22 protein-coding genes are annotated in these 24,760 nt (G+C 69.7%); 16 read left to right on the plus strand and 6 right to left on the minus strand.

Going from position 1 to position 24,760, the window contains the following annotated elements; genetic code table 11:
- Window positions 1-145: 145 nt before the first annotated feature.
- The 5 genes from ACFYML_RS18675 (at window position 146) to ACFYML_RS18695 (ending at window position 5,322) form a co-directional block, all read left to right on the plus strand.
- Entirely contained in the window at window positions 146-916 is a 771-nt protein-coding gene (locus ACFYML_RS18675; protein ID WP_387421785.1) for an IclR family transcriptional regulator, read from the plus strand.
- Complete coding sequence (locus ACFYML_RS18680; protein ID WP_387421786.1) at window positions 913-2,121, plus strand: CaiB/BaiF CoA transferase family protein; 1,209 nt, start codon at window positions 913-915, stop codon at window positions 2,119-2,121. The genes ACFYML_RS18675 and ACFYML_RS18680 overlap by 4 nt, the downstream gene beginning before the upstream one ends.
- The gene (locus ACFYML_RS18685) at window positions 2,118-3,041 is read left to right on the plus strand and encodes a citryl-CoA lyase (protein ID WP_387421787.1); all 924 of its coding nucleotides are present in this window, start codon (window positions 2,118-2,120) and stop codon (window positions 3,039-3,041) included. Before ACFYML_RS18680 ends, ACFYML_RS18685 begins: the two co-directional genes overlap by 4 nt.
- 69 nt (window positions 3,042-3,110) lie before the next feature.
- Complete coding sequence (locus tag ACFYML_RS18690; protein ID WP_387421788.1) at window positions 3,111-3,533, plus strand: VOC family protein; 423 nt, start codon at window positions 3,111-3,113, stop codon at window positions 3,531-3,533.
- A 415-nt stretch (window positions 3,534-3,948) separates the two neighbouring features.
- Window positions 3,949-5,322 carry an FAD-binding oxidoreductase gene (locus tag ACFYML_RS18695; protein ID WP_387421789.1) on the plus strand — a complete coding sequence of 458 codons (1,374 nt, stop codon included), beginning with the start codon at window positions 3,949-3,951 and terminating at the stop codon, window positions 5,320-5,322.
- Between the two features lie 80 nt (window positions 5,323-5,402).
- On the opposite strand, the gene ACFYML_RS18700 is transcribed toward ACFYML_RS18695, so the two are convergent.
- The 3 genes from ACFYML_RS18700 to ACFYML_RS18710 form a co-directional block, all read right to left on the minus strand.
- Complete coding sequence (locus tag ACFYML_RS18700) at window positions 5,403-6,863, minus strand: SDR family NAD(P)-dependent oxidoreductase (RefSeq protein WP_387421790.1); 1,461 nt, start codon at window positions 6,861-6,863, stop codon at window positions 5,403-5,405.
- A gap of 975 nt (window positions 6,864-7,838) precedes the next feature.
- Window positions 7,839-8,846 carry a 4-hydroxythreonine-4-phosphate dehydrogenase PdxA gene (locus ACFYML_RS18705; protein WP_387421791.1) on the minus strand — a complete coding sequence of 336 codons (1,008 nt, stop codon included), beginning with the start codon at window positions 8,844-8,846 and terminating at the stop codon, window positions 7,839-7,841.
- A 114-nt stretch (window positions 8,847-8,960) separates the two neighbouring features.
- Window positions 8,961-9,692 (minus strand): GntR family transcriptional regulator, encoded by a 732-nt coding sequence (locus ACFYML_RS18710; protein ID WP_387421792.1) that lies wholly within the window; start codon window positions 9,690-9,692, stop codon window positions 8,961-8,963.
- Window positions 9,693-9,829: 137 nt separating this feature from the next.
- On the opposite strand from ACFYML_RS18710, the gene ACFYML_RS18715 reads away from it, so the two are divergent.
- The 8 genes from ACFYML_RS18715 (at window position 9,830) to ACFYML_RS18750 (ending at window position 17,507) form a co-directional block, all read left to right on the plus strand.
- Window positions 9,830-10,771, plus strand: a complete 942-nt coding sequence (locus ACFYML_RS18715) for a sugar phosphate isomerase/epimerase family protein (protein ID WP_387421793.1) — start codon at window positions 9,830-9,832, stop codon at window positions 10,769-10,771.
- The gene (locus ACFYML_RS18720; RefSeq protein ID WP_387421794.1) at window positions 10,768-12,498 is read left to right on the plus strand and encodes a dihydroxyacetone kinase family protein; all 1,731 of its coding nucleotides are present in this window, start codon (window positions 10,768-10,770) and stop codon (window positions 12,496-12,498) included. Before ACFYML_RS18715 ends, ACFYML_RS18720 begins: the two co-directional genes overlap by 4 nt.
- Entirely contained in the window at window positions 12,495-12,950 is a 456-nt protein-coding gene (locus tag ACFYML_RS18725; RefSeq protein ID WP_387421796.1) for a ribose-5-phosphate isomerase, read from the plus strand. The genes ACFYML_RS18720 and ACFYML_RS18725 overlap by 4 nt, the downstream gene beginning before the upstream one ends.
- 4 nt (window positions 12,951-12,954) lie before the next feature.
- The gene (locus ACFYML_RS18730; RefSeq protein ID WP_387421797.1) at window positions 12,955-13,731 is read left to right on the plus strand and encodes a triose-phosphate isomerase; all 777 of its coding nucleotides are present in this window, start codon (window positions 12,955-12,957) and stop codon (window positions 13,729-13,731) included.
- A gap of 104 nt (window positions 13,732-13,835) precedes the next feature.
- A complete protein-coding gene (locus ACFYML_RS18735) occupies window positions 13,836-14,810 on the plus strand; it encodes a tripartite tricarboxylate transporter substrate binding protein (protein ID WP_387421798.1) in 975 nt (324 codons plus the stop codon).
- Window positions 14,811-15,350, plus strand: coding sequence for a tripartite tricarboxylate transporter TctB family protein (locus ACFYML_RS18740; protein ID WP_387421799.1), 540 nt, complete (start codon window positions 14,811-14,813; stop codon window positions 15,348-15,350). It abuts the gene before it with no gap.
- A 3-nt stretch (window positions 15,351-15,353) separates the two neighbouring features.
- On the plus strand, window positions 15,354-16,865 hold the full coding sequence (locus ACFYML_RS18745; RefSeq protein WP_387421800.1) for a tripartite tricarboxylate transporter permease: 1,512 nt from the start codon (window positions 15,354-15,356) through the stop codon (window positions 16,863-16,865).
- 171 nt (window positions 16,866-17,036) lie between these two features.
- On the plus strand, window positions 17,037-17,507 hold the full coding sequence (locus ACFYML_RS18750; protein WP_387421801.1) for a hypothetical protein: 471 nt from the start codon (window positions 17,037-17,039) through the stop codon (window positions 17,505-17,507).
- A 69-nt stretch (window positions 17,508-17,576) separates the two neighbouring features.
- On the opposite strand, the gene ACFYML_RS18755 is transcribed toward ACFYML_RS18750, so the two are convergent.
- Both ACFYML_RS18755 and ACFYML_RS18760 read right to left on the minus strand, forming a co-directional pair.
- Window positions 17,577-19,874, minus strand: coding sequence for a hypothetical protein (locus tag ACFYML_RS18755; RefSeq protein WP_387421803.1), 2,298 nt, complete (start codon window positions 19,872-19,874; stop codon window positions 17,577-17,579).
- Between the two features lie 598 nt (window positions 19,875-20,472).
- A complete protein-coding gene (locus tag ACFYML_RS18760) occupies window positions 20,473-21,078 on the minus strand; it encodes a hypothetical protein (protein WP_387421804.1) in 606 nt (201 codons plus the stop codon).
- Between the two features lie 180 nt (window positions 21,079-21,258).
- Between ACFYML_RS18760 and ACFYML_RS18765 the strand changes: the two genes are divergently transcribed.
- From ACFYML_RS18765 to ACFYML_RS18775, 3 genes are all read left to right on the plus strand, one after another.
- On the plus strand, window positions 21,259-21,573 hold the full coding sequence (locus tag ACFYML_RS18765) for a hypothetical protein (RefSeq protein WP_387421805.1): 315 nt from the start codon (window positions 21,259-21,261) through the stop codon (window positions 21,571-21,573).
- 419 nt (window positions 21,574-21,992) lie between these two features.
- Window positions 21,993-22,985, plus strand: coding sequence for a permease (locus tag ACFYML_RS18770; RefSeq protein WP_387421924.1), 993 nt, complete (start codon window positions 21,993-21,995; stop codon window positions 22,983-22,985).
- Complete coding sequence (locus tag ACFYML_RS18775; protein ID WP_387421806.1) at window positions 22,982-23,734, plus strand: TIGR03943 family putative permease subunit; 753 nt, start codon at window positions 22,982-22,984, stop codon at window positions 23,732-23,734. Before ACFYML_RS18770 ends, ACFYML_RS18775 begins: the two co-directional genes overlap by 4 nt.
- A 94-nt stretch (window positions 23,735-23,828) precedes the next feature.
- Here the strand turns inward: ACFYML_RS18775 and ACFYML_RS18780 are convergent, their stop codons facing one another.
- Window positions 23,829-24,755 (minus strand): NAD(P)/FAD-dependent oxidoreductase, encoded by a 927-nt coding sequence (locus tag ACFYML_RS18780; protein ID WP_387421807.1) that lies wholly within the window; start codon window positions 24,753-24,755, stop codon window positions 23,829-23,831.
- Window positions 24,756-24,760: the final 5 nt, after the last annotated feature.

Below are 24,760 nucleotides of genomic sequence, written 5' to 3' on the forward strand. Positions count from 1 at the left end.
CTAGCGCAAGCAAACCGCTGTGTGAACCCCCCGGACCACGTAATGGTTTAGGGAATCGAGAAGGCCGAGTTGTCGGACAGGATTGACTCGGCTAAACCATCTGGCGGTACGGTCGTACCGCCACGCAGTTGATCCAGGAGGCGTTATGGCCCGGTCCGACGAGACGGAACCGCACGACGGTGGGGTGCGCAGCATCGCCCGCGCCATCGACGTGCTGGCACTGTTCGACACCACGCACCCGACCCGCACACTCCGGGACCTCGTGGCCGCCACCGGCCTGCCGAAGACGACCGTGGTCCGGGTCTGCGCGACCCTCGAAGCCCGTGGCCTGCTGCTCCGGCCTAGTGAGACGACCTACGCACCAGGGCCCGCCTTCCTCAGGTGGGCCCATCTGGCAGCGTCGCTGTGGGACGTCTCGGACCACACCCGCGCGATGATGCGCGAACTCGTCGACCAGTGCGGTGAAACCGTGAACGTGTACGTCCGGCAAGGCACGGAGCGGGTCTCCATCGCGCAGGAGGAGGGAACCGCGACGGTACGCAGCGTCGTGCCGCTCGGCGTACCGATGCCGTTGTCACGCGGCGCGACGGCGCGCGTGCTGCTGACCGGCGCCCCGAACGGGCTGCTGGAACGGCTCGCTGCGGCAGAAGGCCTCGACCCAGAGGCCCTCGCCCGCACGGTCGCATCGACACGCGAGACCGGATACGCCTTCAGCCACGGCGAACGTGAACTCGGAGCCTCCGCCGTGGCCGCCCCGATCGTGGCCCACGACGGCCGGGTGCTCGCCGCCCTCTCGGTCAGCGGCCCCACCTCGCGGTTCACCGCCGACCGCATCGCCGCCTACGTCAACGCGGTGGTGACCGCCGCCCAGCGGATCAGCGACCAGGGGCTCGGCAGCGTGGAGGCATTCCTGTGACCGGCACACCCCTGCTCTCCGGGGTCCGTGTGCTGGACCTGACCAACGTGCTGGCCGGCCCCTTCGCCGGCTACCAGCTCGCCCTGCTGGGCGCTGACGTCATCAAGGTGGAAGTGCCCGGCACCGGTGACCTGGCCCGCCAGTTGGGCGCCGACGCCGAGCTGTCGCGGCAGGGACTCGGCATCTCCTTCCTCGCTCAGAACGCCGGGAAACGCTCGGTCACCGTCAACCTCAAGAGCCCGGCCGGCCGAGAGGTCTTCGAGCGACTGCTGGCCGGCGCCGACGTGCTGATCGAAAACTTCCGCCCCGGCGTGCTGGAACGACTCGGCTTCGGCTGGGAGCGACTATGTGACCAATACCCGGGGCTCATCTACTGCGCGGTGTCCGGATTCGGCTCGACCGGCCCCGACAGCCGGCGACCGGCCTACGACCAGATCATCCAGGGGCTGTCCGGCATCATGAGCGTCACCGGAACGCCGCAGACCGCGCCCCTGCGGGTCGGTTACCCGGTGTGCGACTCGATCGGAGGCCTCGCAGCCGCGTTCGCGGTGGCGGGTGCCCTGGTACGCAAGCAGCGAACCGGCCAGGGAGCCTTCCTCGACGTGAGCATGCTCGACGCCGCATTGAGCACCATGGGCTGGGTGGTCTCCAACTACCTGATCGGTAACCGTGAACCCGAGCCGATGGGCAACGAGAACCCGACGTCGGCTCCCTCCGGGACGTTCGCCACCGCCGACGACATGCTCAACATCGCCGCGAACCGGCAGGAGCAGTTCGAGGCGCTCTGCTCCGTTCTCGGCCGCGAGGAGCTGCTCGCCGACCCGCGCTTCCGTACCCGGGAGGACCGGAAGCGGCACCGGGAGACCCTGCGGGAAGAGCTGGAACTAAGCCTGCGGAAACGTCCGGCCCGAGAGTGGGACGAACTGCTGGCCACCACCGGGGTGCCCGCGGCCCGGGTGGTATCGGTCCCCGACGCACTGGCATCCCACCAGGTCACTCACCGTGGGCTGGTCTCCGAGGTGCCGTCCCCCGCAACCGACGGTGGCACCCTCCAGGTGCTCGGCCTGCCCACCCACATCGACGGGTCCCCGGTGAGCCCCAGCAGCCGACCACCGCTGCTCGGCGAACACACCGACACGGTGCTCGCCGAGCTCGGGTTCCGAGCAGCGGACATAGCCAGGCTCCGGGCGGAGGGAGCCGTATGACCGACGCACACGCGGCAGCGCGTGCCCGAGTCACCACCGCAGACGCCACCGCCTGGTGGTCAACCGCGGTCTCCGACATTGAACCGGGAGTCATCCGGCTGCGCGGCTATCCCGTCGAACAGCTGATCGGCTCGGTGTCCTTCCCCGCCATGGCCTATCTGCTGCTGCGCGGCGAGCTACCGTCCATGCCACAGGCCGAACTCCTCGAGATGGCCCTAGTCGCCGCCGTCGACCACGGCCCGCAAGCCCCCTCGATCGCGGCCGCACGAATGGCCGCCACCTGCGGGGTCGGTCTCAATGCAGCGGTGGCCACCGGCGTCAACCTGCTCGGCGATGTGCACGGCGGCGCAGGGCAACAGTGCCTGCAACTGCTCGACGCGCTGGTCGCCCGCTCCGACGTCCCGCTCGACGAGGCCGTCTGCGACGTCCTCGCCGACTTCCGAGCCCGCAAAGCCCACGTACCCGGATTCGGGCACCGGTTCCATCCACGTGACCCACGCCGGGATCCACTGCTCAACGCAGTAGCGGAGCGAGTCGCGGCGGGACACCTCGCGGGTAGCCACCTACGCGCCGCCCAGGAGATCGAGCGCTGGCTGAGCGAGGGCCGATCGCGTCCGGTACCGATGAACATCGATGGCGCCACGGCGGTGGTCTACGGAGAACTCGGCTTCGAGCCCGAGCTGGCCCGCGGCCTGTTCGTTCTCTCCCGCTCGGTGGGCATCCTCGCCCACGCATGGGAGGAGCGCGGCTCAGGGCGACGGATCAAGGGCCCGCTACCGCCGCCACTACTCGCGGACTACGACGGCCCGGCTCCCCGTGACATAGCCCTACCCTCATCCCAACATCCATCAGGAAAGTACGTACAGGGGACCGGCCGTACAACCGAACTGCCTCCTGACAATGGCGTGGGCAGCAAATAGCCGGCTTAATGTCGACATTCGGACATTGGCTGATGCAAGGTGAGACGACCGAGCCGAAGGAGCGTTCACATGTCCGTGCGTCCCGCTGTCCACCTGGCCATACCCGTCGACGACCTGGAAGCCGCACGCCAGTTCTACGGAGATGTCCTCGGGCTTAGCGAGGGACGGTCCACCGGACACTGGGTCGACTGGGACCTGCACGGCCACCAGTTGGTGACCCATGTGGTCTCCGGTGGCACTGCGCCTGCCGATAGCAGCGAGGTCGACGGGCACGCGGTGCCTATCCCGCACTTCGGGCTGCTGCTGTCGACCGACGATTTCCACGCGCTCGCCGACCGACTCCGCAAGGCGGGCACCCAGTTCGTCATCGAGCCCTATCGCCGCTTCCCCGGCGAGCCGGCGGAGCAGTGGACGATGTTCCTCCACGATCCGGCCGGCAATGCGCTGGAGTTCAAGGCGTTCCGCGACGAGTCCCAGGTCTTCACGCGATGAGGCGCGTGCTGGTAACAGGGGCTTCGCGCGGGATCGGCCGGGCCGTGGCCCTGGCAGAGGCTGGGCGGGACCGACGGCCTGGCAGCCGTGAGTCCACAACAGTATCTCGACGACGCCGGTGAGCTGCTGATCCGACCACCGTCGAGCATGCGTCGCCCACCCTATCCGCCCGGCGGCAACGGCTTGACGCCCCCGGAAGCCCAGCCCGCGTCGCCGCCGCCGGTCGGCTGTATCCGGGTCGGCGGCGCGCGGCGAGCTGGGCGGCCGAACTCCACGAACAACGCCCACTGATAAGGGTCCGGTTCCGGACAGCGTCCTCCGCGTGGCGATGTTAGCGTCGCCGCCACCCCCTCGGATCCCCGCCCACCGTCACACCTCCTGTACGGCGGGGGCCGCTGCCTCGTCGGGAGCCGCAATGACCTCGATCAACGCCAGCGCCGACGTGGCTCGGGCCACCGAGCGGCTGCGCCCCGTGTTCGGTGACCGGCTACTGCTGCCCACACACGATGGGTTCGCGTCGGCTAGCCGGATCTGGAACTGTGCGGTCACGCACCGGCCCGGCGCGATCGTCCGGTGCCTCGACAACGACGACGTACGCGCCGCCGTGCTGACCGCCCGCGAGTACGACGTGCCGCTCTCCGTACGCGGCGGGGGCCACGACTGGGCGGGGCGGGCGCTGCGCGACGGCGGGTTGGTGCTTGACCTGTCCGGCATGCGGCAGGTGGCGGTGGATACCGGGGCGGGTACGGCCACGGTCGGGGGCGGGGCGCACATCGGCGATGTTTCCGGCGCTGGGCAGCAGCACGGCTTGGCCACGCCCACGGGGACCGTACGGACGGTCGGGATGGCCGGTCTGACTCTCGCCGGCGGTTACGGTCCACTCTGCGGGCGGTACGGGCTGGCGGTGGACAACCTGCTGCGCGCCGATGTCGTACTGGCCGACGGCCGCCTCGTGACCGCCAGCCCAGATGGCGACGCCGAACTGTTCTGGGCCTTGCGCGGCGGCGGTGGCAACTTCGGTGTCGTCACCAGCCTGATGTACCGGCTGCACGAGCTGCCGACCGTCCTGTCCGGGATGATGCTGTTCCCGTTCGCCCAGGCGGCCACCGTGCTGACGGGGTACCGCGAGATCGTGGCGACCGCCGCCGACGAGGCGACGATCATGGCGGGGTTCCTGCCCAACCCGGACGGGCCGCCCCTGGTGTTCCTCTGTCCCATGTGGAGCGGAGCCGACCTCGCCGAGGGCGAGCGGCTCATCGCGGGGCTGGAGCGGCTGGGCAACCCGGTCATGAGCCAGATCGCCGCAACGCCGTACCACGACGCGCTGAGCATGTTCGACGGCGCCATGCGTGAGGGCAACCACTACCGGCTGCGTACCCGCTGGCTGTCTCACCTGTCCGAGGCCGCCGCCGAGGAGCTTACTGACGCCGCCGCGCAGATCGCCTCACCATACTCGGCCATCTCCATGCACCACTTCCACGGCGCCGCCGCCCGAGTGGGCCAGGCCGAGACCGCCTTCGGGCTGCGCACGGACCACCTGCTTGTCGAGATCGTCGGGGCGTGGGCGCCGGAGGACGCCGAAGCGGGATACGGCGACTGGGCCGACCAAACGTCGCAACGGTTGGCGCCGCTGGCGTTGCCCGGCGGTTACCCGAACCTGCTCGGCGCGGATGAGCCCGAGCGGGTCCCGCCGAGTTACGGCCCCAACTACGAGCGGCTGGTCAGCGCCAAACGCCGCTACGACCCGGACAACATCTTCGCCTCCGCCGTGCCGACCCTCGCGGTGTAGCCCTCTCGATCAGGCCGCCCCGCTGACTTTGCCCATGCGCTCTTGAGGCTGGGCGGCCGATGGCCGGGTAGGCGTGCCGATCACCAGGCGCAGGGCGCGTAGTCCTTCAGGAAGCAGCCGTACAGGTCTTCGCCCTGTTCGCCGCGGACGATCGGGTCGTAGACCCGGGCCGCGCCGTCGATCAAGTCCAGCGGGGCGTGGAAGCCGGCGTCCGCGAGCCGCATCTTCGTCGGGTGGGGCCGCTCGTCGGTGATCCAGCCGGTGTCGACGCTGGTCATGAGGATGCCATCGGTCAGCATCTCCTGGGCGCTGGTGCGGGTCAGCATGTTCAGCGCAGCCTTGGCCATGTTGGTGTGCGGGTGCCCCGGCCCCTTGTAGCCGCGGGCGAACTGGCCCTCCATCGCCGACACGTTCACCACGTACTTGCGGCGGGCGGCCGCTGCGGCCATCGCCGATCGCAGCCGACTGACCAGCACGAACGGCGCGGTCACGTTGCACAGCTGCACTTCAAGCAGCTCGATCGGGTCCACGTCGTGCACCCGCTGCACCCAGCTGTTGACCGGGTCGAGGTCCGGCACCAGGCCGCCGGCGTCGATGGCGGTGGCTGCCGCGATCCGTTCCGGCGAGGCGGAGCCGCTGGTCAGCGCCAGCGCGGTGAGCGCGTGCGGGGGGATCGCAGCCGCCTGCGGCGAGGCGCTCAGGTTGCCCGCCAAGTCGCCCCGGCCGGCTGGTTTGGCGAACGTGATCATCTCCGGCAGCGGGCCGTCCGGCAGGGCGGCCGCCTCCGCAGCGACGAGCTGCGCGTACGCCCCGGGTGTGCGGCGGACGGTCTGCGCCGCGTTGTTGATCAGGATGTCGAGTGGTCCCTGGCCGCTGACCGAGTCAGCGAGGGCGGTCACCTGGGCCGGGTCGCGCAGGTCGATCCCGACGATCCGCAGGCGGTGCAACCAGTCCCCGCTGTCGGGCATCGCGACGAATCGGCGGACCGCGTCGTGCGGAAACCGTGTGGTGACCGTGGTGTGCGCGCCGTCGCGCAGCAGCCGCAGCGCGATGTACATGCCGATCTTCGCCCGGCCGCCGGTAAGCAGCGCGCGCCGGCCGGTCAGGTCGGTGCGGGCGTTGCGGCGCTCCCGGTTGAGCGCGGCGCAGGGCGGGCAGAGCTGATGGTAGAAGGCGTCCACCTCGCGGTAGCGCTGCTTACAGACGTAGCAGCCGCGCGGCTTGTGCAGGAAGCCGGCCGTGGCACCCACTGTGGGGGAGGCGAGCGGGATGCCCTGGGTCTCGTCGTCGATCCGGCCCGGGGCGCCGGTGGCGGTGGCCGCCGTCACCGCGCGGTCGGCCGCCGTGATGGCATCCCGTCGTTCCTCGCGTCGCCGCTGCTTGATCATCTTGTAGAGCCTCGCGGTGGCCCGTTGCACCCGCACGACGTCGGGGTGATCGGGAGGGAGGTCCTCCAATGCCTCAAAGACGCTGAGACAGGTCTCCAGCCGGGTCGGGTCAATGCCGGGTTGACCGGTTTCGGTAATGTTGTCCGCCGTCATGCCGTCGCTGTCTCGTCCCGTTCCCTGCGCCGGATCTACCCGGCCCGCCCCAAGTCCGACCCGGAACTGTACGCGCACCGGGGGTCGAAGGTGCTTCGAGGTGCAGCCGCAGCGCGTCCCACGCCGCCGTGGTGAGCAGCCGGACTGTGGACGAGGAGCATCGCCGGTTCGGCGAGCACAGCTCCATCCTGGTACAGCCGGATGACGCTCCGGATCGCCTGAACAGATGAGCGGTCCGCATCTGGTCGGCAACAGGTCGACGGTCGGCAGGGGAGTGGTGTGAGACGTCGAGAGGCGTTTCCACTGCCAGTACGGCAGCCGCCGTTCGTGGTCTTCGGTTGAGTGGTGTGTCTGGTGGTCTTTACGAGTTCGCTGCTTCGAGGATGGCGGTGAGGGCGTCGATGGTCTGCTGCTCCTCGCCTTGGTCCGTCTCGGTCGTCCATCCTTGATGCTATGGCCCGCCGGGACCGGCCACGAAGTGCAGCGCTTCGAGCGCGGGCGTGGCAAGGTCCGGCACTGGCTCGGGCAGTATCACCCCGCTTGGCTCTTCGGGCACTTGCGGAAGGCGGTGCTGTAGGTGCTCGCCGCCGGGAAGGGTAGCGGCCACGATGACGTTCTGCTCACGCCTCACGTCCCAGCACGTAGAATACCTATTTTGCAGGTAGGTAAAGTGGGTTAACGTCGCCACCGTGACTGGCCAGGATGCCCTGCTCGACCGCACCGCGCTCGCGGTGTCGCGGGGATGTTGCCGTGGCTGGACCACCACGTGCGGCTGCTGCCGCTGAACGCGCATCCCCGACTTCTCAACCGCCGGGAGCGAAGGCTATCGCCCGAAGTTCGGCCTCATCGCCGTCGACCGCGAGGACAACTTCGCCCGGATACCGAAGCCGAGCGCGGACGCGTTTGCCAAAGTGGCGGAGACCGGCCGCCTGGACGCGACTGGCTCGGTGTAATGCGCCAGGGCCAGGAGGCGGCCTATCCCCGCTGCTGGCGTACCCGCCGGCCGAGGGCGACGGCCAGGTCGTACGCGTGCTGGGTGGGTCCGAGGTGGGCGATCCTCTTGCCGACGATCTCGAATGCGGTGCCGTGTGATGGGGTCGCGATCGGTACCGGCAGGCCGCCCTGGACGGTGACGCCCCGGTCGAAGCCCATCAGCTTCATCGCGATCTGGCCCTGGTCGTGGTACATGGTGACCACGCCGTCGAAGTGGCCGTCCCGAGCCTTGATGAAGACCGTGTCGCAGGGGTACGGCCCGCTGGCGTCGATCCCTTCCGCCCGGGCGGCCTCGATGCCGGGCCCGATGTGGTCGATCTCCTCGCGGCCGAACTGGCCGTTCTCGCCGGCGTGCGGGTTGAGCGCGCAGACGGCGAGACGGGGTGCCTCGATCCCTGATCCTTTGATCACGTCGTCGAGCAGGCGGATGGCCGCGAGCACGGAGCCGGCGTTGATCCGTGCCGCCACGTCCTTCAGCGGGATGTGCGACGTCACGCGAGAGGTGACCAGCCCGGGTACGAAGTTCAGCTCTGAGGTGGTGCCGGTGTAGTCGAGGTTCTTGGCGAACCAGCGAAGTTCGTCCTCCTCGTGCATTCCGGCAAGGTGCAGGGATGCCTTGTTCAACGGGGTGAACATGATCGCGTCCACCGTGCCCGCCTGGTAGAGGCTCAGCGCCTTGCGCAGATCGCTCATCACCCGTTCACCGGCCTCCCGGCTGACCGTCCGCCGCGCCACCGGCCGCCCGGACAGGTCGCTGCCGACGAGCACGGCGTGACCCGGAGTGGCCACGTCGGCCACCCGGACGTCCGCGCCGAACTCGCCGGCGACCGCCTTGAACTCGGCGGCGTCGCTGAGCACGTGCACCTCGGCCCGGTCGAGGTTGCCGGGCGTGGCCAGCAGTCGGACGGCAAGCTCCGGTCCGATCCCGGCCGGGTCACCCAGCGTCAGGGCGATCCGGGGCCGGAGCTCCTCGGCGGTGGTCTGCGGCATGTGGTTCCTCTCCTGCATCCCGGTGCTCGTCGCGAGCACACACGGGCAGATTCATGTTTCCTATAGGATCAAGGTTGCTGTCTCGATGCGTCAAGCCCCGGGTTCGGCGAGCGGTCAGCTCTCCGCCAACGAGCGGGCCCGTACCCCCAGCAGGTGGGCCCGCATGGCGTCCTCGGCTCGCTGGTCGTCGCCGGTGGCGATCGCCTCGAGGATCACTCCGTGCTCGGCCACCGCCTGGTCCACGTCGGTGAGCCCGTGGCCGAGCGACTGGCGCATCCGGTGCACCTGGGGGGAGAGGCCCTCGGCCAGCTGCAACAGGTACTGGTTGCCGCAGTGGTGCAGGATCACCCGGTGGAACGCCCAGTCGGCGGTGTAGTACCGGCGGATGACCGGCCAGCTCGTCTCGTCGCTGGTGGCCCGTAGGCGCTTGACGTATTCGGCCGCCATCACGTGGTCGGAGTGTGCGGCCTTCAGCTCCAGCAGGGCGCCGTCACTCATCGGAACGGCGCCGCGGACGGCGGCGACCTCCAGGATGGTGCGGGCGTCGACGAGCTCGGACATGCGGTCGGCTGACAAGGGCGGCGCCACCCGGTAACCCTTCAGCGCGGCCCGGGTGACCAGGCCGGTGTGCTCGAGCTGCACCATCGCCTCGCGGACCGGTGTGGGCGAGACGCCGAGCTGCCGGGCGAGGGCGTCAATGCTCAACGACCCGCCCGGCTTGACCCGACCCTCCAGCAGCAGTTCCAGGATCGCGTCGTAGACGCCGTCGCGCAGGGCGCGCCGCTCGACCGCGCGGCCCAGGTCGGGCTCCAGCCGGGCGGAATTCGGGGTCGTCGGGGTTGTCATGGTGGCTGAGATCCTACCGGTCCCACCTCTAGACACGGGGCGCATGGTCATGGATCCTACAGGATCTAGGCGCAACGGTGCGGCAACGCCGTGGCAACGGGACGGCAATGACCCGGCGACTTCGATCGGAGACAGGAATGGTTTGGACGGCAGAGCAGTGGCCCATCGGCGCTGCCCTGATCCAGTTCCCCGGACAGACCCGAGCGGGGACGAGTGTCCAGGACGCCGGCCCCGCCGAATGGGCCCGGGTCTTCACCGAGGTCAGCGCCTGCGGGTTCGACCACGTCGACATCACCGACAGCTGGCTGCGTCCGGGGGACCTCGATGATCGTCAGCGGGCAGAGCTGGCCGGCACGCTCAAGGAGTGCAACCTCGAGGTCACCGCCATCTCCGTCGTCCGGCGCAGCATCCTCGACGCCCGCGACGGTGAGGCCAACCTCCGGTACGCGTTGCGCACGATCGAGGCGGCCGCAGCCATCGGCACCAGCGTGGTCTGCCTGGGCCTGCACCGTCCACTGACTGCCCGGCAGCAGGCGGCCCAGTGGTTCTGGACCGAGCCCGGCCCGCCCGACACACAGCAGGACAGGGCGAGCTTCGCGCTCGCGGTCGACCGGTTCACGCAGATCGGCCAGCACGCCGCCACCTTCGGTGTCGCGCTCTCCCTCGAGATGTACGAGGACACCCTGCTCGGCACGGCGGAAGACGCAGTTGCGCTGGTGGAGGCGATCAACCTGCCGAACGTCGGGCTGAACCCCGACATCGGCAATCTCGTCCGCCTGCACCGGCCCGTACCCGACTGGGAGCAGCTACACCTCAAGACGCTCCCGTACGCCAACTACTGGCACATCAAGAACTACTACCGCGACCACGATCCCGCCACCGGCGCGTACTTCACGGTCCCGGCTCCGGCCGAGTCGGGCCTGATCAGCTACCGGCGCGCTATCGAGATCGCCCTCGATGCCGGCTTCCAGGGCCCGATATGTGTCGAGCACTACGGCGGTGACGGATTGGGCGTGTCAGCCCGCAACCGCGACTACCTGCGCGGCCTTCTCCGGACGAAGCTCGGAGCCGTACGATGACGCGCCTGGTCAACGCCGCCGCAGAGTTCGCCAGGGAAGCGCTTGAAGGATTCGTTGCCGCCCATCAGGACTACGTCCTCCCGGTTCACGGCGGCGTCGTGCGCGCCGCGGCCACCCCGCCCGGTCAGGTCGCGGTCGTGCTAGGTGGCGGCTCCGGGCACTACCCAGCCTTCGCCGGCTGGGTCGGCCCGGGGTTCGCCCACGGCGCCGCGTGCGGCAACACCTTCGCCTCGCCAGCGGCGAACCAGATCCACTCGGTCGCCCGCGCCGCCGAAGCCGGCGGCGGCGTCATCCTCGGCTTCGGCAACTACGCCGGAGACGTCCTGCACTTCGGCCAGGCCGCCGAGCGGCTGCGCGCCGACGGCATCGACGTTCGCACCATCGCAGTGGTCGACGACATCGCCTCGGCCACGTCCGAACAGCGGCACCGCCGCCGCGGTGTCGCCGGTGACCTCATCGTCTTCAAGATTGTCTGCGCGGCGGCCGAGGCAGGCCTCGACCTTGCCGCCGTCACGGCGATCGGCCAGCGCGCCAACACCGCCACCCGATCCTTCGGCATCGCCTTCGACGGCTGCACCCTGCCCGGCGCCGACCACCCCCTGTTCACCGTCGACGGCGGACAGATGGCCGTCGGGCTCGGCATCCACGGGGAACCGGGGATCGGCGCGAAGCCGCTGCCCAGCGCCGACGAGGTGGCGGATCTGCTGGTCGACGAGATCCTCGACGAGGCCGGCGCCGATGGATCGGGCAGCCGGGTGGCGGTGCTGGTCAACGGGCTCGGGTCGATCAAGTACGAAGAGCTGTTCGTCATCTACCGCCGGGTCGCCCACCGGTTGCAGCGGGCCGGTCTGACCATCGTCCGCCCGGTGGTCGGCGAGCATGTCACCAGCCTGAACATGGCCGGGCTGTCGCTGAGCCTCACCTTCCTCGACGACGATCTGGAGGCGTACTGGATCGCTCCCGCCGACGCGCCCGCCTTCCAGCGCCGTCCGGCGCCGCAACACCCGCCCCGCCCCGTGCTGCCGGCTGCCCCGATCCGGCCGCGCCTGCGGCCGGCACCGCCCGCAGCGCAGCTGGGCGCCACCCGGGTCGCGCAGGCCTTGGCCGCGGTCCGAGACGTCGTGCTCGCGCACGAGACCCGGCTCGGCGAGATCGACGCGGTGGCCGGCGACGGAGACCACGGCATCGGCATGGCGCGGGGCAGCATGGCCGCCGCCGAGGCCGCCGCGGCGGCGGTAACCGAGCAGGCCGGGGTTCGGGGACTGCTGGTCGCCGCCGCCGACGCCTGGGCCGAGCGGGCGGGCGGCACGTCGGGTGCGCTCTGGGGCGCTGCCCTCACCGCCGCCGGCGCCGCGCTGGACGACGATCAGCTACCGACATCCGGTGACGTCGTCCGCGCGGTCACGGCGGCCGTCGAGACGATCGTCCGGCTCGGCGGTGCGCAACCGGGCGACAAGACCATGGTCGATGCCGCCGTGCCGTTCCACCAGGTCCTCACAGCCGAGACGGCGGCCGGAGCATCGCTGGCCGCCGCCTGGTCGGTCGCCGCCGCCTCGGCGACCGCTGCCGCCGAGGCGACCGCTCGGATACCCGCCCGGTTGGGCCGGGCCCGCACCCACGGCGACCGCAGCATCGGTGCCCCCGACGCCGGGGCGATTTCCTTCGCCCTGATCGTCACCGCCCTCACCGACCACGTCGCCACCGATCAGCCTGGGGAGCAAGGATGACGCTACGAATCGTCGTCGGCGCGGACAGCGCCGGTTTCAGCTACAAGGAGACCCTCAAGGCGGACCTGGCCGCCAACCCCGCGGTGCGGGAGGTCATCGACGTCGGCGTCGCCTCCGGCGAGGACACCGACTACCCGCACGTCGCCGTCGCCGCCGCCCGCCTCATCGTCGAGGGCACCGCTGACCGTGCCCTGCTGGTGTGCGGGACCGGGTTGGGCGTCGCCATCGCCGCGAACAAGGTACCCGGCATCCGGGCGGTCACCGCCCACGACTCGTTCTCGGTCGAACGCGCGATCCTGTCGAACAACGCCCAGGTGCTGACCTTTGGCCAGCGCGTCATCGGGCTGGAGTTGGCCCGCCGGCTGGCCAGGGAGTGGCTGACCTACTCCTTCGACCCCACCTCCGCCTCCGCGGCCAAGGTCGCCGCGATCTGCTCGTACGAGGGGGACTGACGGCATGGTCCGGTGGATCGGCACCAGCTGGAAGATGACCAAGACTCGGGCCGACGCGGCAGCATACGCCGAGGCGCTGCGAGCGGCGGTCCCGCCGGGTGGCTGGCCCGGTGTCCAGCCGTTCGTGATTCCCCCCGCCACCGCGATCTCCGTGGTCCGGGACGTGTTAGGACCGTCGTCGCCGATCATCGTCGGCGCACAGAACGCGCACTGGGCCGACGCCGGCGCCTGGACCGGGGAACTATCGGTGCCCCAGGTAGCCGACGCCGGGGCGACGCTGGTCGAGATCGGACACTCGGAGCGGCGCCAGCATTTCGGCGAGACCGACGATACGGTCAACCAGAAGGTCCAGGCCACGCTACGGCACGGCCTCACGCCGCTGGTCTGCGTAGGGGAGCCGGCCCAGGTGCGGGCCGCCGGCGGGGCCGCCGAGTACGTGCTCCGGCAGACCGCCACCGCCCTGGATCAGGCGACAGGGCCGTCGGCGGTGCTGCTGGCGTACGAGCCGGTCTGGGCGATCGGCGAGCAGGGCCGAGAGCCCACCGTCGCCGAGGTAGCCGAGGTCACCGAGGTACTCGTCGCCGAGTACGGCGACAGAATCTCCGGCGTGCTGTACGGCGGCTCGGTCAACGCCGCGAACGCCCGGCAACTGCTGCAGGCACCCGGCGTACGCGGGCTGTTCATCGGGCGCAGCGCCTGGCCGGTGGACGGCTACCTCCGGCTGTTGCGGATCGCAACGGACGTGGCACAACAGGCTGAACCGGAAACCGCGCGGCGCTAGCCGTACGCGCCGGCGTGGGATCCCGTGGCCGGAGCGGTGGGCCCACACCCCTTCATCGCACAGCACACACGCAGCCCCACCCACCACCACACGAAGGGTTCATCATGAAGAGCAGTACCTCCCTGCTGGCCGCAGTCGTGGCCGCCTCGGTCCTCTCGACCAGCGGCTGCAGCAGCGCCAACGGACAGCAATCGGACGGCGGATCGTTCAAGCCCAGGGGCAACGTCACGATGGTCGTCCCGTTCGGTGCGGGCGGCGGCAGTGACGTGTCCGGCCGGTCGATCGCCGCCGGCCTGGAGGCGGTGGCTCCCGGCCTGCACGTCAACACGGAGAACCGGGACGGCGGCTCGGGCGCGGTCGGCTACTCCTACTTCCTCAGCAAGAAGGGCGACCCCAACTACCTGCTGCCCAGCGAGACCGCCCTGCTGGCCCTGCCACTGAACACCAAGGTGACCTTCGACTACACCTCCTTCACCCCCATCATGAAGATCGGCGACGACTTCACCCTGGCCGTCGTTCCCACCAACTCCCCGTGGCAGACCTGCGCCGACGTGGTGAACGCCAGCAAGACCGGTCGGGTGCTCGCCGGTGTCTCCGGAGCGACCAGCCTCGACAACGTGGTCTTCACGCTGACCGAGCAGGCCACCGGCGCCAAGTTCGACCGTGTTCCGTTCGAATCCGGCGACGAACTGCTCGCGGCGCTGCTGGGCAACCAGATCCAGGTCGCCTCCCTCAACCCCGGCGAGGTCGTCGAGCAGCTCAAGGCCGGCAAGCTCAAGGCGCTGTGCGCCTTCTCAGAGAAGCGGTACGACTACCCCGAACTCAAGGACATTCCCACCGCCAAGGAGCAGGGCGTCGACGTCGCGTACGCCCAGTTCCGGGGCATGATCGCACCCGGTGGGATCAGCCCGGAAGCCAAGCGGTTCTGGATCGACGCGAGCCGCAAGTTCGTCGAGTCCGACAAGGCCAAGCAGTACATCGCCAGCAACTACCTACAGCCGAACGCCCTGTTCGGCGACGACTTCACCCAGTACCTGAGGGACAACAACGACCTGCTCAAGAAGGCGCTGGGTAAGTAGGTGAGCGCGCTGACTCGGCTTCGCGGCAGCGGCGAGGCAACGGCGTACGCCGTCCTCGCCCTGCTCGGCCTCGCCGCCGCGGCGGGAGGCCTCTCCTACGGCGTGTTCGTCGACCACGGCCGGGTCGGTCCCGGCTTCCTCCCGGTCGTCGCCGGCGGGCTGACCGCTCTGCTGTGCGGCTGGATCGCGGTCCGATCGGGGGTCGAGCCCGCCGGTGAGACCGACGCGGCAGAGCCTGCTGAAGCGCCGGACGCCGACGACGATATCGACATCACCGGGCGCAGCCGCCGGGAGCGAGTCCGCAACCTCTGGGCGGTGTTCGCGCTGACCTTCGGCGCGATCCTCCTGGTGCAGGTCGTCGGATTCCTGGTGGCGTTCGCCGGGCTGGTTTTCGTGATCTCCACCTGGATCGAGCGGCAGTCGCTGGTGCGATCCGCCCTCATCGCCGCGCTCACCGCCGCACTGATCTACGGCGTGTTCGGACTCTTCCTCAGAGTGCCCCTGCCCGGCGGGCTGCTCGGACTCGGTACGGAAGGCTGATCGGTGATCGACAACGTTCTGCTCGGCTTCCAGACCGCGCTAACCCCCGAGAACCTGCTCTGGTGCTTCGTCGGCGTCCTCGCCGGCACCGTGATCGGGCTGCTCCCCGGCCTCGGATCAACCACCGGCGTGGCCGTGCTCCTACCACTGACCCTGGACTTCGAGCCCGTCACCGCGCTCATCATGCTCGCCGGGATCTACTACGGCGCGCAGTACGGCGGAACCATCACCTCAGTACTGATCTCCACCCCAGGCGAGGCGTCGAGCGTCGTGACCACCCTCGACGGCTACCAGATGGCGCGTAACGGCCGGGCCGGCGCAGCGCTCGCCATCGCCGCGATCGGCTCCTTCGTTGCGGCGATCTTCTCCCTCGTCCTGCTGATGGTGCTCGCACCGCCCTTCGCGGGCTTCGCGCTGAAGTTCGGCCCGGTCGAAAACCTCGCCATCATGATCCTCGGCCTGGCCACCATCGTCAGCTTCTCCGGCGACTCACGAACCCGCGGCTTCGCGATGGCCGCCGCCGGCCTGCTGCTGGCGACCGTCGGCCTAGACGCCGGCACCGGCACCTCCCGCTTCACCTTCGACAGCATCAACCTCCTCGGCGGGATACCGTTCGTGGAGGTCATGATCGGACTGTTCGCCGTCGGCGAGGTCATGTACCAGATCCGCGTCGGCGCCGCCGCACCGATCCGCACCCGGTTCCGCGACCTGCTGATCACCAGAACCGAACTGCGGCGCAGCATCGGCCCGATCGGACGCGGCAGCATCCTGGGCTTCCTCCTCGGCTGCCTCCCTGGATCCGGCTCAACGCTGGCCTCCTTCATCGCATACGGCGTGGAGAAGCGGGTCGGCAAGAACAAGGATCAACTGGGCCGCGGAGCGATCGAAGGGGTCGCCTCACCGGAGAGCGCCAACAACGCAGCCGCAAACGCCAACTTCGTACCAACCCTCACCCTCGGCATCCCCGGCGGCGGCACGACCGCAGTCCTCCTCGGCGCGTTCACCATCTACGGACTGCAGCCCGGACCGCTGCTGTTTGAGAGCCAGCCGAAGCTCGTCTGGGGCCTGCTGGTGTCGTTCTTCATCGGCAACGTGATGCTGCTGGTGCTCAACCTGCCGATGGCACCGATGTTCGCCCAGATGCTGCGCATCCCATACGCCTACCTGTATCCGATCATCCTGTTCACCAGCTTCGTCGGCGCCTACTCCATCGACAACAACATGTTCAGCGTCTGGGTCGTCTTCGCCGCCGGCATCGCCGGATACTTCATGCGGCGCTACAACCTCCCAATGGCACCGCTGGTCCTCGGCCTGGTGATCGGCCCGCTCTTCGAGAAGGCGCTCACCCAGACGTCGGCCCTCGGCAACGGCAACCTGCTGATCGTTTTCACGCACCCGATCGCACTGGTGGTGCTGGCCATGGCCGTCCTTCTGGTGGCCGGCCCCTGGCTGATACGACTGCTCCCGCACCGCAGCAACGCCTCGCCCAAGGACCGCGAACCAGTGGGTGTCTGACAGACCGGCGGACGTTCGGTGGGCGGTCGGCAAGGCCAACGGTGTTCGTGTCCAGGAATGGCGCCTGTCCCGGTGACCCACGGGCCAGGCGCCATTCCTGTCCGGGCTGCCCGCTACGACGGAAGAAAACGACTCAGTCAGTCACGTTGGGCGCTGCATTAGGGTGCGAGGGTGACGAGTACCCCCCGGGAAGCGGAAGCGCGCATCGGTCCGATCGGCGCGCTACTCTGCCGACTGGCGTTCCTGGCCATCTGCCTGCCCGGACCGGTCCTGCTCGCCGCCGCTGTGACGTCAGATCCACTGCGGTCGCCCGCAGACTTCTGGGGCCTACTCGCTGGTGACGTACTGGTGACGATCGTCGGTGTCGGCTTCGGCGTCTTCGGCTGGCGGCTGGTCACCCGCTCGCGCCGCGACGCGCGTCGGCTATCCGCCGCTGGTGTCGCCGCGACAGCGGAGATTCTCGCGGTGGCGAACCACCTGGGCGGAGAGGATCCTGGGCTGGAACTCCACCTGCGGATCAGCGGGCCCGGGTTCGCCACGTTCGAAGCAGACACGATCCGCGCCGACGACCCGGCCCTCGTGCCCGGCGCGTTGCTGGCCGCCGTCGTGGACCCCGCTGATCGCCTCTTTTCGATCACCTAGCGGCCGCACGAGAACGCCGCCCACTCACTGAGCGGTTTCATCCTGAGTAGCGGCTCGTCTCGATACGGACTAGGGGTGATGGCCTGGCCGGTGGTCGGTGTCTGACTGGTTGGAGTGGTGCTGGTCGGTATCGCAATGGCTGGTTCGGTCGACGAGTTCCCGTACGGCCTCCTGGTAGTGGGGTTGTGTGTGATAGGGCCAATGGCGCTCGACTGGTGGTGGGACGGTGTCCGCCGGGTCGATGGTCAGGGCGCGGGGGTCGCGGAGTCGGATGTCGACATGGCTTGCTGCGGGGTTGTCGCACGTGGGCTTGGCGGCGCGGTGGTTGAAGATGGGTCCGCCGATGGGGTCGGTGTCTCGCCAGAGGTTGTGCCATCGCCAGTCGAGCCGTTCGCCGAGGTCGCACAGCACGTGTTGGCCGAGGTAGGCGGGGTAGAGGCGGGCGTAGATGCGTCCGAGTGGGCTGCCGTGGGTCAGCAGCGCCACGTTGGGCAGGGTGGCCGCGGGCAGTTGGAGGACGGTGGCTGCGGCGAGGACTGAGCCGTGGCTGTGTCCGGAGATGACGACGGGGCCTCGGGCGGCGAGGGCGGTGACCCGTTTGGTCAGTTCGGGCACTGCCCGGGCGGCGTAGCAGGGGGGTGCGAAGGGGTGGACGGTGCGCGGCCAGAAGGTGCCCAGGTCCCACAGGATCGCGACGAGGCGTCGGGTCTCGGCCGACCGGTATGACCGGTACCCGAGGAATATGAGGCCGATGACGAGCAGACTGATGATCCAGATTCCGACGTCGGTGAGGTAGGCGGCGAGCACTGCGGTTCCGTCGCGTTGCCCGCTGAGTTGGGCCGCGAGCTGGGTGGGGCCGACTCCGATGAGGTCGAGTGCGATGGTGGCCAGGCCGAGGGAGGAGATCAGGAAGAACGCGACGAGCATCGGGCCCAGTTCCTCCGCCAGGTGGGACTTGGCGACGGTTTCGCGTACCAGATGGAGCCGGCGCGTTGCGTGTGGGGGGACGTGGGGGTAGTCGTGTGCGACGACCTGCTCGGCCAGGGCCCGTCTCCGCCGGCGGTTGAGCAGGAGAGTGGCGGTCGCTGCTGCGGCGACGATCAGCAGGGCGGCGAGCCCGGCGAGCGCGGCCCACCAGTACGCCACCGGGGGCTCCAGCGGGCCGAGGGCCGGCGGGTTGGGCCGGATGGGATCGGGAATGTTGCCGCGGTCAAGGTGGTCGGCGACCCGGAAGACCAGGGTGGCGGTGAACGCGGCGGAGACGCTGACCGACAATGCCGCCACGACCGGCGTGCCCAGACCCCGGAGGTAGGGGCGGCTCCCGGTCGGGTTCGCCCGCGCCCTCTCAAGCGTGACGACGGCGATCGCTACGAGCAGGACGCCCTGCACCGCGACCAGGCCGGCGGCGCTGCCCTCGTAACCCGGCAATTGCCCGGCCGTCAACTGCCCCGATCGGCTGGAAGCGGCGTAGCTGAGGCTTCCCGCGGTCACCACGGCGGTGATCACCCACAGCGGGCGCAGGAGACGACGCGCCCGCGCCTGGCTGGCCGGCACGGGCAGGCACAGCAGCGCCGCGCAGAACAGCACCAGAACCGCAGCGGCGTCCAGCAGCAGCGCGCCGACCAGACTCCGTCCGCCGCCCGAGACACCAATGAGCAGGCTCACGTCGACCGTGCCGGCGCCGAGCCCGACGTGGATCTGACGTAGCCACGAGGTCATCCGCTCGTCGTCCCAGAACCCCGGCGTGCTGAGGCTCTCGGTCCCCTCCGATGCTTTCGGCTCGGCCGCTGTCGGCCCGAAGCCCTCGAACGCCCGCGCGGACCGGGCGCCGACCGCCCAGAACAGACGCAGCGCGAGCAGCGGGATCAGCGCCAGGACGGCCAGGCGGGGACCCATCGGCAGTGCGGCGAGCCAGGACAGGTACGGGCGGTCCGCACGGCACTGCACGTACGGCACGCACTGCCAGCCCACGAGGTTCATCGTGACACCGATGATCGCCAGCGTGAACGCCACGGTGAGGGAGCTGGCCAGCAGGCGGCACAACGCGCCGAGCAGACCGAACCGGTCGGTCGATCTCGGGCGTAACCAGATCGCGACGTTGCCCAGCATGAACGGCAGCAGCAACAACATCGACGCCGTCCGCACCGCCGCACCGGCCGTCAGAGCACCCCAACGGTAGGCCTCGGCGGCCACTCCGGCGGTGGCGCCGCCGGCCGCGCCGTTGTCCGGCCGCACCCGGTAGAACCCGGCGTACCGATCCCCGGCCACGCGCACCACGATCGGATGGTCGAGAAGCGTCTCCGCCGACGCGCCGGACACCCCGTGCACGCGCAACTCGACGGCCTCGCCCCCAGCTGCTGTGCCCACCGGGTCAGGGTTACAGACAACGACGTCGCCCACGGCGCAAACTGTCAAACACCTCGACGGCCATCGGTCATGAAGGTGTTGCCGGCCTGCGCCTGGGCTCGCGGTGCTCTCACCGGTAGCTCCGCCGGTTCGGCTACCGAGCCGGCGCACTCTGGGCCGGGACTACGATCTGGCGCCTGTTGCGGCTGGCGCCATCCTGCTGGCGACATTGACGGCTCCCGGAGCGGGGTTGATCTCGCGCGCCTCCGATCCGCGTCGGAAAGGGCCGGCAGCGGATTTCGATGCGGTCACGGACCGACCGACCAGACCTGGACGTCGATTGACGGCGGGTCGACCCGCCGACGGCTGCGCAACGCCCCAGCGCCACACCCAGATCCGGTCGCTGCGCCTGCTCGCCCTTGAGGCGGACGTGGTGGAGCCGGTGCCCGCCGGGCCGAACGCGCCGTCGACCTCGGCTCGATTGCAGCGGTCCCCGCGATGCCGCAGCATGGAAGAACGACCACCCCAGCGCCGATGCCGATGACGGCTCCACCGTAGACCCGGCGGCTTTCACGCTTCCTTGACCGCTACCCGGCGATGACCAGGGCGGCGGTCGGTCTCAGCCGTCGGCGCCTTCGGCGGCGCCATCTGGCGTGAAAGCACCCTCTGCATCCCCAGCGTCTAGGTAGACGTGTTGGTGGCCCCGGCCGGCGTCGATATTGATCTGGTCAAGCTGAGCCGCGGCAATCGACCATGCGACGGACGCTTGAGCCCCTTGCCGCGCCGCCAGCGCCAGCTGGTTCTTGCGTACGGGGGCGGGGCTGGTGACGGCCAGGGCGACAGAGTCGACCGCGATGCCGCCCTGCTCTACGGCGCTTTTGAGGCCACCACGGGCTACGTTGGTTGCGGTCGTGCCCGACGGTGGGTCGTCGAACTGTTCGGTTAGCTGGCGCATGGTCTGCTGCCATTGGTGGACCTGAGATGCCTCGGGCGTCCGTCCGGCGTCCGAGTCCTGCTTGATGGCGAGAAGGATCGGCGAGAGTTGGTCCGCTGTTCCGCGTGCCATCTCGGTGAGTTCGATGATCTGCTGGACGTCGCGCTTGGCGTTGGCTTCGCGCATCTGTGCGATGCCTGCTTCGGTCGGGCTCGGCTGGCCCACGGCGAATCCGATCAGTCCGCCGACCAGGCACAGAGCCAATGCCGCCGCGGCAGCGCCCGCGCCCACCTTTGTCGTGGATCGCTGTTGCCGGGCAGGTGAGGCCAGGAGGTAGGACGGTCTTCCGGTTCGACGGGACATGGCATCCCCCGCATCGATGGTTGTTTGGCTCGGAGCGTAAGCCCTTTGACCACGCCCAGTCGATAGTTCTGCTCAGAGAACACGAAGTTTCATCCGTCGATACGAAAGATGACCGGCAAGGAGGCGGGCAGGACGCACATCAATCGCGCGATCAGGCGCGTCGGCTTGATCTTCAGCCTGACACCACAGTGGCCCGTGGCCGGACAGGCGAGGCCTCGTATGCCGACTCAGCCCCGGTTGTCCGGCCGGCGCAGGACTCAACGGCCCACAGCGCTCATGGGTGTGCCGGTTCGGATGGAGCATCGGATCTGGAAGCGCTCGTGGGCTGGGCCGATGTCTGATGCCGATCACGTCCGGTTGGGGCGGATCGCCGGCGAGTTCGCCACGGCGGGCCTGGATGACGGCTGGGAAAGCGGTCGCTGAACCCGGCGAGCCTGCTCAAGTTGGCAACCGATTTCCTTTAGCGGATTCCGCGGGGGTTGCGGCAGCGGCCGCGTGCTGCAGGTGACCTAGGGCGACGTGGTGTCTTGTCACAGAGTGATTACGACCGGCGGAGACGTAGTGACAGTCGATTTCAATAGCCGGATGATGCTCCTCGTTCGCCCCGCCGCTGGGTGGTTGTCGTCGGAGGAGTCCGTGCGTGAGTCAGTCATCCCCGCAGGCATGCGGACCCTAGCGGCGCAGGCCGACACAGGGGGTGGTGGCCTTCGCCGCTACGGGCCCTGCCTCACGTTCTGATCACTCCAGCATGCCCCTGCATTGGACACCCGGAGAAGGTGATCGCCCTGAGCACGACCGATTCCGCGCCCTCTGCCGCGCCGGCCGGCGAGCAGCACCCGCACCTGCCAGCGGGGACGGATTCGAAGCCCACGCGGCCGAAACGCGATCGGGTGATCGGTTCTGTCGAAGTGCTGTGCGTGCTCCTCATCCTCGTCGGCGTCCTGTACCGGCAAATCGGCGCGCTGGTGGCGGACCCGCGGTTGCAGACCTGGTTGACGGTGTTCGTGTCGGTGATGGTGCAGGCGGTGCCGTTCCTTGTGTTCGGGGTGGTGCTGTCGGCCGTCATCGCGGTGTTCGTGCCGCGCTCGTTCTGGGCCCGGGCGCTTCCCCGCCATCCGGCACTGGCGGTGCCGGTCGCCGGGATGGCCGGGGTGGTCCTGCCCGGTTGCGAGTGCGGGTCGGTGCCGATCGCGGGATCGTTGATCCGCCGCGGGGTCACGCCCGCCGCCGCGTTGGCGTTCCTGCTCGCCGCGCCGGCGATCAACCCGATCGTGCTGACCGCGACCGCCGTGGCGTTCCCGCGTAACCCGGAGATGGTCGCCGCCCGTGGCGGGGCGAGCCTGGTGGTGGCGATGCTGATCGGATGGTTGTGGCTGCGGCTGGGCCGCACCGAGTGGATCCGGCTGCCGCATCGGGCGCACCTCGACGGGCTGCCGCGGATGGCGGCGTTCTGGGCGGCCTGCCGGCACGACATCATTCACGCCGGCGGTTTCCTCGTCTTCGGCGCGATGGCCGCGGCCACGATCAACGTGGCGGTGCCGCAGCAGTTCCTGCACGATCTGGCGGCCCGGCCGGTGTTGTCGGTGCTGGCGCTGGCGGCGCTGGCGGTGCTGTTGTCGATCTGCTCCGAGGCGGACGCGTTCGTCGCCGCGTCGTTGTCGCAGTTCTCCCTGACCGCTCGTCTGGCGTTCCTCGTGGTCGGTCCGATGGTCGATCTGAAGCTCGTGTCCATGCAGGCCGGCATGTTCGGGCGGCGGTTCGCCGTCCGGTTCGCGCCGGCGACCTTCGTCTTGGCCGTGCTGGTCGCGGCGGCAGTGGGGATGGTGATCTGGTGAACCGGGGCGCTCAGGCCGTGGTGATGGTGTTCTTCGGTGGTGCGATCCTGCGCGCCAGCGTCACCGACGTGTATCTACGCTACGTCAAACAGGGACTACAGCCGTTCCTCATCGCCGCCGCGATCCTGCTGATCATCGCCGCTGTGGTGGCCCTCGTGCAGGAGTTCCGTGGCCCGCGCCAGGCGGATGCCCACTCCGCCGACGACGACGGGCACGGGCACGACCACTCCGGGCCGGCGGCGGGTTGGCTGCTACTGCTGCCGACTCTTGCGTTGCTCTTCGTCGCGCCGTCGGCCCTTGGCGCCGACACCGCCGCTCGCGCCGGCTCCGCCCTGACCAGCAGCCGGCAGGAGACCGAGGGAACGTCGGGCGAGTACAGCCCCTTCCCGCCCCTGCCGTCGGGCGACCCGGTCAAGCTCACTCTCCTCGACTACGGATCCCGCGCCCTCTACGGCGAGGGCAAGACGCTGCGCGACCGGCAGGTCCAGCTGACCGGCTTCATCGCCCCCGGCGCGGACGGCCAACCCATGCTCGCCCGCATCATCCTCAGCTGCTGTGCCGCAGACGGAATGCCCGTCAAGATCGGCCTCAGCGGCGATGTGCCCCGTCTGCCCGCCGATAGCTGGGTGCAGGCCACCGGCCGGTGGGTTCCGCAGACCGCCAAGGACCCGATCAACGGATCCGACATCCCGTACCTGGAGGTGGACACCTGGCAGAAGATCGCGCCACCCAAGAACCCGTATGAGTAGGGCGCGCCGGAGGCCGGCGGGCGTTCGAACCATAGATGTGCCCATGACGCCCCGCCGGGCCGAGCACAGCGATTGGCAGCCGGCCAAGGGGCTGTCAGCCAAGTGGGACGGGTAGGCCGGCGCGGAACAGGCCCTGTTCGAGCCAGACGGCGGCGCGTACGCCGTCGGCGGTGGCCTGGCTGACGAGGGTGAGCCCGTCGGGTAGGGCGGGCAGGCGGGCGAGGTCGCCGGCGGCGGACACGCCGGGCACGGTGGTCTGGGCGAACTCGTCGACGCGCACGTAGCCGTCGGGCAGCAGTTCGGCGCCGAGCTGGGCGGCCAGGGGTGCGTGCTGGCGGGTGGGCGCCCGGTGGAAGACGACCTGCCGGTCCAGGGTGGTGCCGTCGGCGAGGTGCAGCTGCAGGGCGTCGAGGTCGCCGGTGAGCGCGGTGACCGGCTGCTCGATGAGGGGAATGTTCAGCGTCTTGAGGTTGTCCAGGATCGGCTCGGGTAGCTGGTGCGGGCCGTGGGTGGCGACGACGACGTCGTCGGTGTACCGGTCGGCGAGGTAGGCGGCGAGCATGACCTGGGCGGGTTCGCGGCCGAGCACGGCGATGCTCTTGCCGCGGGCTTCCCAGCCGTGGCAGAAGGGGCAGTGGAAGACGCTGCGGCCGAAGCGTTCGGCGACGCCGTCGATGGGCCAGGGTTCGTCGACTTGGCCGGTGGCCAGTAGCAGGCGGCGGGCGTGGTGGGTGGTGCCGTCGGTGAGGTTGACGGTGAAGTCGTCGATGCTGCCGTGGGCGGCTTCGACGCGGGTCTGACGGATCTCGACGCTGGGGTAGGCGGCCAGCTCGCGGTGGCCGGTCTCGAGCAGGCGCAGGGGTGGGAAGCCGTCGCGGCTGAGGTACATGTGGATGCCGTCGGCGGGGTGGTTGCGCGGTGGGCCGCCGTCGATGAGCAGGGTGCGGCGTTGTTGGCGGCCGAGGACCTGGGCGGCGCTGAGTCCGGCGGAGCCGGCGCCGATGATGATGACGTCGTACACCTCGT

This window comes from Micromonospora sp. NPDC007230 (genome assembly GCF_042869115.1).
GTDB lineage: Bacteria > Actinomycetota > Actinomycetes > Mycobacteriales > Micromonosporaceae > Micromonospora.